The 14,478-nt window shown below is 41.9% G+C and carries 9 protein-coding genes and 3 pseudogenes; 5 read left to right on the top strand and 7 right to left on the bottom strand.

The annotated features are described in order from the left end of the window. Positions 1-356: 356 nt before the first annotated feature. Positions 357-3,206: an alpha-amylase family glycosyl hydrolase gene (locus WA407_RS22275; RefSeq protein ID WP_336078389.1), complete on the top strand. Its 2,850-nt coding sequence runs from the start codon at positions 357-359 to the stop codon at positions 3,204-3,206. Positions 3,207-3,506: 300 nt separating this feature from the next. Here the strand turns inward: WA407_RS22275 and WA407_RS22270 are convergent, their stop codons facing one another. Continuing rightward, positions 3,507-4,538: an epoxide hydrolase family protein gene (locus WA407_RS22270; RefSeq protein WP_336078388.1), complete on the bottom strand. Its 1,032-nt coding sequence runs from the start codon at positions 4,536-4,538 to the stop codon at positions 3,507-3,509. 136 nt (positions 4,539-4,674) lie between these two features. Here WA407_RS22270 and WA407_RS22265 point away from each other — a divergent pair. From WA407_RS22265 to WA407_RS22255, 3 genes and pseudogenes are all read left to right on the top strand, one after another. Next, positions 4,675-5,435 (top strand): annotated as a pseudogene (locus WA407_RS22265) (LysR family transcriptional regulator). A 550-nt stretch (positions 5,436-5,985) separates the two neighbouring features. After that, a complete protein-coding gene (locus tag WA407_RS22260; RefSeq protein ID WP_336078387.1) occupies positions 5,986-6,534 on the top strand; it encodes an AAA family ATPase in 549 nt (182 codons plus the stop codon). Between the two features lie 310 nt (positions 6,535-6,844). Further along, a complete protein-coding gene (locus WA407_RS22255) occupies positions 6,845-7,525 on the top strand; it encodes a GerAB/ArcD/ProY family transporter (RefSeq protein WP_336078386.1) in 681 nt (226 codons plus the stop codon). 95 nt (positions 7,526-7,620) lie between these two features. On the opposite strand, the gene WA407_RS26800 is transcribed toward WA407_RS22255, so the two are convergent. The 6 genes and pseudogenes from WA407_RS26800 to WA407_RS22225 form a co-directional block, all read right to left on the bottom strand. After that, a complete protein-coding gene (locus tag WA407_RS26800) occupies positions 7,621-7,734 on the bottom strand; it encodes an IS3 family transposase (protein ID WP_148504410.1) in 114 nt (37 codons plus the stop codon). A 189-nt stretch (positions 7,735-7,923) separates the two neighbouring features. Further along, positions 7,924-8,082: a hypothetical protein gene (locus tag WA407_RS22245; RefSeq protein ID WP_336078384.1), complete on the bottom strand. Its 159-nt coding sequence runs from the start codon at positions 8,080-8,082 to the stop codon at positions 7,924-7,926. A gap of 127 nt (positions 8,083-8,209) precedes the next feature. Beyond that, positions 8,210-9,244 (bottom strand): annotated as a pseudogene (locus WA407_RS22240) (glycosyl hydrolase); the annotation flags it as partial. A 1,247-nt stretch (positions 9,245-10,491) separates the two neighbouring features. After that, positions 10,492-10,917 (bottom strand): PAS domain-containing protein, encoded by a 426-nt coding sequence (locus WA407_RS22235; protein WP_336078383.1) that lies wholly within the window; start codon positions 10,915-10,917, stop codon positions 10,492-10,494. A gap of 43 nt (positions 10,918-10,960) precedes the next feature. Next, positions 10,961-11,800, bottom strand: coding sequence for an alpha/beta fold hydrolase (locus tag WA407_RS22230; protein WP_250261348.1), 840 nt, complete (start codon positions 11,798-11,800; stop codon positions 10,961-10,963). Positions 11,801-12,382: 582 nt separating this feature from the next. Further along, positions 12,383-13,477: an L-dopachrome tautomerase-related protein gene (locus WA407_RS22225; RefSeq protein WP_336078424.1), complete on the bottom strand. Its 1,095-nt coding sequence runs from the start codon at positions 13,475-13,477 to the stop codon at positions 12,383-12,385. Positions 13,478-13,656: 179 nt separating this feature from the next. Here WA407_RS22225 and WA407_RS26795 point away from each other — a divergent pair. Next, positions 13,657-14,405, top strand: a pseudogene (locus WA407_RS26795) (IS110 family transposase); the annotation flags it as partial. Positions 14,406-14,478: the final 73 nt, after the last annotated feature.

Below are 14,478 nucleotides of genomic sequence, written 5' to 3'. Positions count from 1 at the left end.
TTCGAATATGTGGATTAAGTTCTCGCTATGCTATTACATTGAAGGAATCATCCCCTTTTTAGTACTAAAATATAAACCCTTAAAACCTTGAAAATATGTCCGTAGCAATGCATTGACCAGTAAAAGTATGGATGATATAATCATAAAAGGAAAAAATCATTGATATAGAGCCCTGTGTTAATGGGCTTTTCTCATAGTTTCTTTTGTAAGCGCGTACAATGATTATTTTCCATATATACCGTGGAGGAGGTGATCAATGAATCCATTTTATCAAAATAAATGTCTTTCTTTTTTTTACTTTTAATGCAACCGTTTGCATTATCTCCCCTACTAAATATTATCAGGAGGTTGTTAACTTGCTAAGGAAAAAAACTAGGAGTTTTATTTCTTGGTTGATTATTTTATCACTTTGCTTCAACTTCTTCGGTTTACCCGGCGTAGCTTCGGCCAGTAACACCGATTATACATCCACCTACACGAATTCCACAGCAACTGCCTTTCCATCGACAACCGCTTCTATCACGTCTACCGTAACCGCAACGTATGCACCTACCACAACACCTAAATCAACTCAAACTGGGTTAACGGTTCACTTTAAGAAACCTTCAAGCTGGAATTCAGCGATTCGAATCCATTACTGGAATCTGAATCCGACAACCGTTCCGATAAGCGGGGCGTGGCCGGGAATCCTGATGAAGCCGGATGGAAACGACTGGTACAGCTACACCATTGCCGAGGCGACAGGCTCAAGTCTCATCTTCAATGACAGTAGCGGCAAACAGACGGCCGACTTGTCCCGCAGTGTGAAAGAGGGCTGGTATTACACAGATAACACATGGTATGATGCCAGCCCGGAAATGCCTAAAATTCCGGCGATTTCCGCCTCTCCTGTACCCAAAACTTATGATTCGTCCCAAACGGTGACGCTTTCCAGCACCAACAGTGACGATAAGATTTACTATACGATAGACGGTTCGACACCTACGACATCCTCGACCTTGTATACCTCTCCAATCCAAGTTGCTTCCTCTTTGACCATTAAGGCCTTCGGTGTCAACTCGATCGGTCAAACTGGAAATCCGTCCTCTTTCGCTTATGTGATTGACCTAAATGCAGATCTGCAAGCTCCGACAATCACAGCGAATTTGCCTGCAGGGCATTCCGATTCCTCAGTGACTGTATCCTTTAACCTGAAAGATAACAAGGCGGCAACGACCAAGGCATACTATACGGAGGATGGTACAGAACCAACCACAAGCTCAAAAGTCTATATCCTCGGCAACGCGCTGGCCGGATTGACTGGACCGTCTATTCTTATCTCCAAGACCACGACATTAAAATTTCTCGTTATAGACGGTGCTGGTAATCAAACCAAACAGAGCTTTGTTTATAATATTGGAACTAAGGGGGATTTTCGGGGAGATACTATTTACTTCGTGATTACTTCCCGGTTCTATGACGGTGATTCGAGCAATAACGTGCACGCATGGGATGATGGAAAGGCGCGCAATCCAGATTCGGACCCAGCTTGGAGAGGGGACTTTAAGGGGTTGATTCAAAAGCTCGATTATATCAAAGCCCTCGGATTCAGCGCCATCTGGATTACACCTGTTGTGCAAAATGCCAGCGGTTATGATTACCATGGTTACCATGCTTTAAATTTTGCCAAAGTAGATCCACGGTATGAATCGGCGGGAGCTTCTTATCAGGATTTGATTAATGCGGCCCATGCCAAAGGGCTGAAGGTTATTCAGGACATCGTCGTCAATCATACGGGTAATTTCGGTGAAGAGAATCTGTATCCCATGTTCAAGAAAGATCCAGCTAATCCCGATACCGCTAACAACTTGGTGAAGACTACGGATAAGTTGCCGCCAAACTATGATTCCATGACACCCGATCAGCAGTATCAGGCAAGGCTCGCCTTAATGAAGTCAGAGGGGACGAACAATAACATTTACCATACAGAGAAAAGTCTCTCCTGGGAATCCTATACTGTTCAAACCGGTCAGATAGCGGGCGATTGCGTGGATTTGAACACGGAAAACCCTGCAGTTAACAAATATTTAATTGATACCTACAATCACTATATAGACATGGGTGTTGACGCTTTCCGTGTCGATACGGTGAAGCATGTAAGCCGGTATATTTTCAATAAATACTATATTCCTGCCTGGAAGACAAGAGGCGGCTCGGATTTCTATATTTTTGGTGAAGTAGCCACTCGTTACAGAGATGTCTGGAACAGTGGAATTCCAGCGATCTCGACGCCATTCTATACTTGGAAAAGCTCAAAATCGTATCCGGGCGATGGAAAGAATGACTACGCCTCCAATAAAACGTCAGTTGAACAAGAGTGGGCGGACAACTCTACTACAGCAGGACAGCCAACCTCGAACAATGCTTTCTTAAACGGAAATACTTATCATACGCCTGACTATTCGATGAAATCGGGCATGGATGTGATTGATTTTCCAATGCATTGGGCATTCAAGACTGCACAGGAAGCATTCAGTATGAAAGGTGGCGATCAATACTATAATGATGCTACCTGGAATGTAACCTATGTCGACTCGCATGACTATGCGCCCGACCAGGCTCCGGAAAATCAAAGATTTGCGGGCACACAGGACACTTGGGCCGAGAATCTCGATCTGATGTTCACCTTCCGCGGAATACCCGCTATCTTCTATGGCTCCGAAATCGAGTTTCAAAAAGGGGCAACCATTGATACAGGTCCAAACGCACCGCTAAGCAAAACAGGACGGGCATATTTCGGCGATCACATGGAAGGCAATGTTACGGTACAAGATTACGGCAAATACACAAATGCTACTGGCACGCTTGCGGAATCGCTCAACCATCCTCTGGCGAAACATATCAGACAGCTTAATTTAATCAGAAGAGCTGTACCCGCCTTGCAAAAAGGCCAGTATTCCACAGAGAATGTATCGGGCAATCTGGCGTTTAAGAGAAGATATACCGACAGTGCCAAAGGCATTGACAGCTTTGCATTGGTCACGATTTCAGGAAACGCCACGTTTACCGGAATTCCGAACGGAACCTATGTGGATGCAGTGACCGGTGATTCCAAAACCGTTACTGATGGCAAGATTACCCTGACATGCTCCGGCAAAGGAAATGCAAGAGTATATGTATTGAATGGCAGAGGTGGAATTGGAGAAACGGGAACCTATCTGAAGTAAATGGCAGTATGTCTTAGTTAACTGAAGCAACCTCAGTTCGGTATTGAACCGTGCTAAGGTTGCTTCATTAAAAAGTAGATCCAAGAGAGATATTGCTCTGGACTAAATTTTTAAACAACAAGATGCACCAACGGCAGCTTCTATGTGCGTACATTCCTCCGTATATTTAATGACCAACAACCATCAAGTATTAACGGGTTATCGCTTCTACCCTGCTCTCTGGAAGCACCTGAAGAGTTGCATTCTGAAGACGGTAACCAGTTTACTGGTGGTTCATAGCCCTCTCAAGGATAGAGACTATCAGATGCTTAATGAATGAAAAAAATGATTTAGATGGTCGGCAAACAATCCAGGATTTTCCATGGCGGCGAAATGACCGCCTTTATTCGCTTTCTCCCAGTACGTAATATTATAGACGCGTTCCACCCAGCTTCGGGGAGGCGTGGGCAGCTCCTTGGGAAATAAGGAAACCCCCGTTGGAACAGTAACACACTGGCCTTCGGTGAAATGCAGTGGCATTTTGGTGCCTTCAGTATATATTCGTATGGAAGAGGCAATCGAATTGGTAAACCAGTAAATCGATATGTTGGTGAGGATATGATCAAGTGAAAAAGCCAGTGTTTCCGGCTTCGTTCTATGAAGGGCGCTATAAGCACCTTCTCGCTCCAACCACTGCTCTTCTTCGCTAACAGATGGTGTATTTTGAGTGAGGGGTGGCTTGTAGCTTCCAGGAATATAATTGAGATGAAGTCCCCTCACCCGTTCAGGGTACATGAATGCTAACCATGTTGAGACCCCTGCTCCAATATCCCCTCCCTGAACCAAATAACTTTCATAACCCAAACGATCCATAAGTTTTGCCCACAGCGTGGCTACATATTTGGACCCCACTCCCGGCCGTGTGGGTTTACTCGAAAATGCAAAGCCTGGCAAAGAGGGAATAATCACGTCAAATGCCTCTTCAGCGTGTCCACCATATAGCGATGGGGTTGTTAGATAAGGTATTAGTTCTAACATCTCTACAAATGATCCTGGCCACCCATGAGTCAGCAACAGTGGTCGTTGGGATGTCCCTTCACCCCGAACATGCACAAAGTGTATATCGAAGCCGTCCACATGTTCAATAAACTGTGGGAAACGATTTAACCAAGCTTCCTGTTCACGCCAGTTGTATTCCGAGCCCCAATAATCAACTAATCTCTTCAAAAAGGAATAGTCTGTCCCCAGAGCCCATGGTTCTATAGAGAAACTTGAAGGCCATCGAACCTGTTTTAGTCTGATAGATAGATCGTGCAATTGTTGCTCTGGAATTGAAATTTTGAACGGTTCCATTCATTGTTTCCTCCCTTTAGATTAATTTACGATCAGAAGGGTTCTATTGTATGATGGATCTGTTCATTAATAAAATTGAAATATTCAAAACCATTATCATTTTTATCGATAGAAATTAAACCTAAGGAGAACACCGATGGAAATTAGACACCTTATTACATTTCAGACGATTATCGAAATCGGAAGTTATACAGGGGCTGCATCGCAATTGGGATACACTCACGATCACTGCCCATATACAGTCGCTTGAAGAAGAGATTGGCGGGGAGCTTTTCACTTACGAAAGAAGGCATTTGAAACTTACTCCATTAGGGAGAGAATTAATACCTCTGGCAGAAGATCTACTGGCTACTCATGACCAGATTAGAAATATACGAAGCAACCAGGAAGTTAAAGGTGTTGTTAAGGTGGCTGCACCAGAGTCTTTAACGATTTCTAGATTAAGTCCGATTATAAGGGAATTCTCTTTGAAATATCCTCATGTCAAACTCATCCTTATTCTTTGGTCCAGACCATTTCGATGAATATAAGCGAGAGAACACCAACCATTTTTTTATAACGAATGAAGAAGGCTGTAGTTATCGGACCATGTTTGAAAGATATCTTGTAAAGCATGATATTCATCCATTTCAAACCATGGAGTTATGGAGTATAGAGGCGATAAAACAAACCGTTATGAGTGGGCTTGGATTTTCTTTTTTGCCTTATATTACAGTTAAAGAAGACGTGGATAGTGGAAAACTTAAAATTGTAAGTCATTCCGAAAAGTTCGATCCGATATACTCCCATATGCTGATTAAAAAGAAAAAGTGGCTATCTCCAACAGTGAAAGCTTTCTCTGAACTTGTTATAAAGTCGATACGTGAAACGGATAACGAGACCGAAAGATCAAGATGAGCACCATTGTTGGATAATTGGTATTATCGTATTGTCTACTCGAATCATAATAATCTTTTTGCCTCTAGCTGCATGAGATGTCGTATCAGATAATGAAATGACATCTGAGTAATGGTATTCTGAGGACAATAAAAAGACACCTTCATGCTGGACCATTCAAAAGAGGCCGTTTTTTTCGCGTTAACATCGCTGATCCCTTTTCGCCAAACTCCGTTTGTTATGATTGACCATTACAAATCTCTCCTGGTTTTATGATTTGGAAGATGCACATCAGCAAATCGCTTCTAAAAACAGAAGCTACTTCTTTATTTATCCAAGGTATATAAAACCGTCTCAGGTGAAACCATTGGGAATATTTATATCGTCTACGCATGGAAAGAACCGCTTATCTTTTGCTCAATACCGATTCAAGTCCGAAGGAAAACAACGTGGCAAAGGCGTGTACCATATCCTAAACATAAACAGCTATCATAGCCGCTTGAAGAAATGTGGCAGGTTAGTTGATTGAAGGGTGTTGTTTTAAGCCTACATTTAATTAAGGAGAATATTTATGAAACAAGGCAGAATTATTATAATTACTGGTTCACCAGGGACTGGTAAAAGTACAACGGCATCAATTGTTGCTAAAGAGTCTAATTTATCAAAGTCGGTACATATGCACACTGATGATTTCTATCACTACATTCATAAGGGGGCAATCCCTCCATTTTTACCTGAATCACAAGAACAAAACTTAATTGTTATTGAAGCCTTTTTGGAAGCTGCAAAACGTTTTGCACGTGGTGGGTTCGATGTGATTATAGATGGAATTGTTGGTCCTTGGTTCTTAGAACCGTGGTTAAAAGCCGTACAAGATAATTATGAAGTACATTACATTATCTTAAGAGCGACTAAAGAAGTAACAATGAAACGAGCAATCAATCGTTCCAAATTGGACGAAGATGCCAACATTGAGTTGGTAGAGAAAATGTGGGAGCAATTTAACAATTTGGAGCACTATGAATCCAATATTATTGACACAACAAATCAATCAATCGAACAAAGTGTTTCAACAATAAAAGCTGTGATTGAAAAAAAATCTTCTTTACTCACTATTTGATGCGATACAAAAGTTAAACAAACGGATACGATAGCTCAATAAACCGCCTTTTCATCAAGGCGGTTTTCTTATATTCAAAAATCAACATTAGAATTTAACATAGCCTTAGAAAAAGAAAAATATACAGGTATTCGTAAAATCGGCCTCTCTATAAAAAAAATAGTTTCTATGTGTAACGAGAGAATTAGCGACTTTAATCTTTATCCCGTTTGGTATTGTGCAACAATCATCTTATTTACAGTAATGTTCGACATACGGAATCACATTTCGTTAGAATTTTATCAATTAAAACTTTTGACGTTAACGGTCTATGCCAGTGCTTCATGAAATCTCAGTTCTGGCATTCTCCCTATTCGCCTCGAAAGAGATGAATATAGACATGGCCATTGCATTGGTTACAGCTGGGCAACCAGCTGGAATATGGAATGGTACAATGATCGTCGTGGCCCTGTTCAGCGAAATGGCTTTTATCGTGTACCTATTTCCGTATTTTGTAGGGACTGATAAGTTAATGAAATCCCTAATGGGGGCTACGGCTACAGCTGTTGTGGTTATACTTGCTGTCCTGCTAGGATGCTTATTGTTATTTAGTTCAGAACTAACAGCAAATCTAACCTATCCGACATTAGAATTGATTCGTTATATTCATGCGGGGGTTTTCTTGGAAAATTTGGATCCGCTGCTGATTATCTTTTGGCTGTTCAGTATATTTCTAAAGATATCTCTCTTCCTGCTTATATCCGTAAAGGGATTTGCTCACTTAGTTGGAATGAATGATCATAAACCATTTTCTTACATTATGTCTGTTGCCATGGTGGTCATGTCGATTAATATGTTCAAATCTACGGCCCACTTGGAGGATGTCACGAATCGGAGTGAGGTGGCATTTCTTCTTTTTACAGGAGTGACTCCAGTCTTATATTATCTGGTGGACCGGATTCGTTTCGGTAAGCTGAAGAAGAACACTAATCAACCAGAGACCGACAGTTAAAGAATACCTGTTAAGAAGTACTTCGATATTGTAATGACAAAAAGCCTGAAAATTGGTCACCCCCCTGTCAAGTAGACAGGACTAAAAAGACATGTTTAAGCAGCAACCGCTTCTCGGTATTCAGCCGGGGAACGGTTGTTTAATTTTTTCTGAAATCTACTTTGGTTATAAAATGAAATATACTCGCGTACCTGTTGTTCTGCCTCCATCTTTAACTCCAAGGAGACTGCCGAAAGGGTTGTCCCTTTTTGGCCATGAAAAAATCCCCTCCGTTCAACAAGATTAAATCCATCTTACCAGATGTCTTTTTTCTCTTGTCTACTAAAAGGGGATAATACCAGTGCATCACTTCAGCATAAGCGTTTTTTTTAATTTCATTCAATCATTGCAATTCACAATTACCCTTTTAATAACTTATCTTCTTTAATAGGAGCCGTAATCTCTTTGATCTCCACTTCATCATTCAATCTTTGCAGGTTCATTGGCATAGAGTCTAAATACTTGTACTCCTCAATCCTAACGGAGTCTTCTGTCCAGTTCCCCTCTTTATCTTTCACAAAGACTTCTCTTATTTGTTACCGTCAAGGTAAAACTGCCCTGCGTCGGTATGATCTTGTCGGAGATCAGGTAACCCGTATCCGCAAAAGAGGCCTTGGTTGTTCATTGTGCACTTAGGACACACCGTTAATTGTTTTGGCCGTAATGATCTACATCCGGTAGCTCATCGAGCGTGATCACGTTTGGATGGTTAAACACTTTGTTCAAATGCTCCCGGCTGTTGTTTACGCCATCGGTCAGGAACTCTCCCGTCCAGGTAGTGAACCAGCTCCAGTTCGTTCCGTCACTGGAGAGTAAATCCGGATCCGGGATCGCGCCGTTCTCGGTTAATGCGACCAGCTTCTGGTTGTTCACAAGCGAGACGAGTGCATCATACTTGTCAGTGACCGGACTATAGTCGCCCGCAGACGGATAATGGTCCGTACTCACGATGTCTACAACATCGTGTCCCGGATACCACTCCGGTGCGCTAGAGTTCCAGACCCAAATCAAATTGTTCAGATCATGCACGTTCGTTAAGCGGTCGTACACCAGGTGGTAAAGTTTCTTTGACGGCTCCGGACCTTTCGCGCCCCACCAGAACCATCCTCCTTCCGCTTCATGCAACGGCCGGAAGAGCACGGGGATTTTCGCATCTTTTAGCTTTTGAAGCTGTGCCGCAATGGCATCGATATCCCGCAAAATAAGTTTATAATCCTCGGATTCCGGGTGATCCAACGCGTAATCAACGTCGAAAGTGGTGGAATCCCCGAAGAATCCCTTGTACCACTCTTTACCAGGCTGGTCAATTAAACCCTTCGGCGCGTTCCAATGCCATACGACGGTGACAATACCGCCTTGGCTATGCCAATCGATCGCATTCTCGATCTCGGAGGAGGCAGCGCCGTACTCGACTCGAGACGGTGAATAATCCATCAGGTCGAATCCGACAATGGCTGGCTTTTTACCAATCGCGTCCTGCATCCAGCTAATGTTAGAACTGTTCTGCTGACCGGATAGTATACTCTTGCCGTATTGATCGACCAGATAGCTCATCAACGATTTGGCTTCAGGCGAGGCGTTGGGATTAACGAGTGTCTTCCTAACCTGATGCTCCTCAGTGACCGTCGATTTTTGAAACTCGGCCACCCCCCCGTTCAGAACGCCTGATCCTGCTTCATACACAGCTTCAGACACGGTAACCGGTTCTTCGGATGCATGGGCAAAATAGTTGATACTGCTCTCTGCGCCTGCCGTCATTGGTAGCGAGAATAATAACGCTGCCCCGGTCAGAGTGCTGATCAAGCTCTTCGTTTTTTTAAATGAATTCATATTGGTTATCCTCCTAATGTTTATATCTTGCTGTCTGTTATCGCAAGATAAGGTCTGTTATGTGGGAAACAAGAAGTTATCAAAGAACCTAATCCCACGATCTCAAGTATTTATACTCTGTTTTAGCCCCCTTTTTTTGTGCATAACATAATCCATTTTTCTAGTACACTACCTCCTTCCCTAAGGATCGGCTGGTTGACTGATACCATCAATCGCAACGTACATTATTTTTTTGTTTAGCGAGTTGATCCCATCTTCCTATATGAAAAGGCTTTTTGGCGAATCCTCAATTATATCGACATTAAGGAAAAAAATTGAAATAGTTCTATTGGAGTGAAAATTATTTCATATAACAACAAACTATCAATTTCTGCAAAGAATGGTAGAGACTAAGTGTGTGATAAAGAAAATATTGCCGTTTCATTTTTATGAATCTTTAATTCACCCTTATGAATTTTGATTTAAATTATTGTTATTCTTGTACTATATAGAGGATTCATACTCACACACATAAGTGGTGAAAACGAATCAATTTACTTCTTCCACGCAGCTCGAGGATGAACAGATCAAAATGAAGATAGCGGATGCTGTAAAGAGGTAAAAGGAATCTACGATTATCGACGGGTCAAAGTATGGATCGAGAATACGCTTGATGAACGAGATGAGGAGTTAAGCTGTTATACGTAAGAAAAATCCTTATTACGCTATTTAATATTTAATGGACATAAAACCTATCTGCCATCAAAGACCTTTATAACAACGAGATTATCGCCTATTAGATCATGTAGAAATGACTTGAAATTTCTTTAACCATTTTCAAATCAGAGTGTTTTAAACGCTACACTTTTCGACAGGTGAAAAAGTGGAACATGTTATCTAATTAACGTCTATCCATAAAAACTAATATTCTCTGCATAAAATTAAACAACCTAAGACCGTATAAATATCGGACTCAGGTTGCTTAAATATTGCTTTTTTTATTACTGTTTACTTGATAGGGGTCATTTCAAACAGATGTCTTTTTTCTCTTGTCTACTAAAAGGGGATAATACCACGATTCGGGCTTTTAGAGTATAACTACTCAAAGAAGCATTGAACTATATCTTGGGATTAGGTAAAGATGAAAGTTCTTCCTTTTTTTTATCAAGCTCCTGCTCAATCTTTAGTAGCTCCTCTTCCGCCTTCCGATAGGCTTTCTCAGCTTTTTCAATCTGCTGCTCGTATTCCTTCCTACGCAGCATGGGAATTAAGACACAATCGTACACCAATTCGTCTCCCTGCTCTCGAATCACAGCATTTAAAAGAACGGGAAGTGTTCCGCCGCTACCCGTTTTCATCATTAAATATATCTCATCTACGTGATGATTAAGCCGAATCAACGGTAAAAAATAAACCTGAAAGAAAATTTGGCTGGACCGATTTAGCAGGGATTCAAAACTGATACCGTTTACCCCTTGTTTTTCATATTCTAACAAGCGGCACAGCGTTGCATTGACGATGCGTATTGTCAGATTTTGATCCATCGACAAATAAACGCAGGGGGCATGATCCAACCGTTCGTCCATATTATGTGTGCAACTCGCTTTCCTGTATTGAATCGATTGAGGCAAGATATTCGCTGATGAGTCTAATGGTTTCATCCGGATGGCTTACGTGTGGACAATGACCGGTTGCATCCATCAGTCGGAACTCGCTCTCCTTCATCTGCTGGTGGATATAGGCTCCAGCTTCCATCGGAACGATTACATCATCGGAGCATTGCAAAATCAACGAAGGCACCACTACCTTGCCGAGTTCCTTACGGTAATCAGAGAGAAACGTTGCTTCCGCAAAACGACGGGCTACCTTAGGATCGGTTGCGCAAAAACTCAACTCAAGATCTTGAGATAATTCCGGCCGGTCTGTATTCCCCATAATGACAGGAGCTAGATAGCTCGCCCAACCTTGAAAGTTTTGATCCATCAAGTCCAATAAATCCATCAGATCTTCCCGTTCAAACCCGCCGATGTAATCAGGTAAATCGTTCAAATATCGTGCAGAAGGACCAATCAGAACAAGCCGATCAAAGTATTCCGATCTTTGAATAGAGGCCAACATACCGATAGTAGCACCGACGGAATGACCCACTAGAATGGCATTCTTCAATTCGAGCGCTGAACAAATGTCTAAGATATCCTGGGCATACCCGTTCAGATCATGATAAATACAAGGATTATAGGCCTGCATATCGGACTTTCCCGAACCTACAAAGTCAAACAATACCAGCTTGTACTTCTCTTCGAAAGCTGGTGCGACAAAGCGCCACATGTTCTGGTCACAGCCAAAGCCATGGGCGAATATAAGAGTCTTGGAACCAAAGCCCCTTACTTTGACGTTGTTTCGGATGAGAATTTGTTGGCTATCCATCGACTTTTCCTCCTGGTTACGATAAATTCTGTTCAATAAATCATTATACCACTATATCAAGATTTTTAAATTTTTTCTGACGTGCGTAATCATCTGCTTGACTCTTATCTGCGGTTCCACAGAAAGCTACGCATATCATTGGCTTAAAGGTTAGCCACCAATTCACCGATTTGATTTATAGTTTTACAATCGAAGAACCTAAGCTGGATTAAAGAGACTAACACCAGTTGAGTTACCGTCGCCAGTTTTCAGCTCCATTATCCATAATGTTTTTTTCGGAATTAGGATTACTTGTTGGACTAAACTGCCTGTTAGCTCTTAACAGAGTACCGATAGTCTACAATGTAGTGTAGTGCTTAAGATCAAAAATAACAGCAGCTAGCATACCGATTAAAACTATTTGATTCCCAATTTCTCAAAAAACGTAAACGTTCTAATTTAAGTATACATAAGAATATGTAGAGCTTCCCTGGAATTGCTCAAATTAATAATACATGCCGCTACTAATTGTGTGGCAGCATGCATTGGTTATGAAATGCATTTTCTATGCAAATAAAGTCAACTTTGTAAAGTGAATATTTATTAAAAGGTGGGAGCAGGTAATTCATCAATTTTTATACGAAGTAAACTATAAGGTTTTTGTCGCAGGTCTTTTCCATAATGAAATCTTGCCTGCCGATGTAATTGGTTCACAATAACATATAAGTATTGATCTGGACCAATAGAAAAAGTATCCGGCCATAAAATTCTCGGATCATGTGCGATGGTTTCCATTATTCCATTCGGAAATATCTTTCGAATACTATCGTTTTCATAGTCACCAGCGTAAACGTTTCCTTTTGCATCGGTTATCAATCCATCAGACGCACCTTTTTCTCCCCAATACTGCACATGATAACATAAGTTAAAATCCGGTATCGTTCTGTCTCTTAGGGCTTCTGTTGAGATCGAGTATAGATGACGACTGGTTAATGGACAATAGAATAACATTTTTCCATCAGGGGAAATGGCTATACCATCAGAGGCCAATCGAAAGGGAGATGTCGAACCATCTGTGTTTCGATTCATCAAAATTTCACCTTCCACTTTCGGTAAAAAATACGGATCGGGTGAAGTTGAATTTGCTCCATTTAACCGTCTAAACGCATTTCCATTTTCTAAATTTACGACTATAATAGCGCCTGGGCCTTTGGAAGAAGAATCCGTTATATATGCGTAACCTGATTTACCAACACGAAAATCAAATCGGACATCATTCAGATACGTTGTCGGCAAGATTGCATCTTCTGCAAACGTGTATACTTTTCTTATTGTATTTGTTTTTAAATCTACAGCGACTAATTTTGCCCCTCCTTTAATAGGCTCAGAAAAATTTGGTGCAGCTGTATCCAGTACCCACAGGGTTCCCCTTCCATCAGCAATTACACTTTGGACACTGATGAAGGACATAGTGATATTCAAAGGATTTACCAAATTCGTTTCTAAATTAGGATAAGGCTGCAACCGACCCTCAACAATTTCCGCTACCGTAAATCTAACGTCATCTCCCCATTTCGGAAAGCAAATGAAGATACGCCCGGTTTCTGATACACTAACGCCTGTAGGCATAGCCCTATAAAATGAATAAACGCGTTCTAACTTACCGAAATATTCTTCCATAGGTAACATAGGTTTTATGATATCCTCCCCAACATATTTGAACGGATATTACCTATAATATGTTTAAAAACTTTTTCTAATGCCTGCCTCTTAATGATTCTTTTCTAACCGAAACATAGAAGCACGCTGGGTAGAGTAACCCTTTGCTGGTTGTTGCGCTAGTTCTCAATTTTAATTGCCGTAGAAAGGTGAATGTTATGGATGTCCTGATCGAGCGAGCTTGCGGTTTGGATGTTCACAAGAAGTCCATTACCGCATGTGTCGTAACTCCCGAAGGAAAGCGATTAAGACGTTTCATACCTACACGGTTTTCCTGCTTGATTTGATCGACTGGATCAAGCAACATTGCTGCACTCATGTGGCCATGGAAAGTACCGGCGTGTTCTGGAAACCGATCGTGAATTTGCTTGAAGCTGAAGAAATCAGTTCCTCGTCGTTAACGCCCAGCACATCAAAGGGTTCCCGGCAGGAAAACGGACGTAAAAGATGCAGAATAGATTTGTAATCTGCTCCGCCACGGTCTGCTGAAACCCAGTTACATCCCAGACCGGAACCTAAGAGAACTGCGCGAATTAGTTCGTTACCATTGCAGCCTGATTCAGAGACGGTCCCGCGAACACAACCGGACCAAAAAGTGCCGGAAGGAGCCAGCTACCGTTGTCTCCGACATCATGGGGTGAGCAGCCGTGACATGATGAATGCCCTGATCGAGGGTGAAGAAGATACGGAAAAGCTGGCTGCATTCGCCCGAAGAACGCTGAAGAAGGCTAGATACGATCACGGGGATCGCAACACGCACCGTGGAACAAATTCTGCACGAAGTCGGGACCGACATTGGTGCGCGTTTCCCCTCCGACACTCATCTCTGTTTATGGATAGGTTTAGTTCCAAGGCAGAACGAAAGTGGTAAACGAATATCCTCCAAGACTCTCGCAAAGGCAACAAATACAAATACCTTTGTTCGGCACTCATTGAAGTTGCCCATTCCGTATGCAGATCCGACAATTACCCGGGTGTTC

This window comes from Paenibacillus sp. 203, from assembly GCF_037027525.1.
GTDB classification, from domain to species: Bacteria; Bacillota; Bacilli; order Paenibacillales; family Paenibacillaceae; genus Paenibacillus; species Paenibacillus polymyxa_B.
This window is presented reverse-complemented; position numbering and strand designations above follow the sequence as displayed.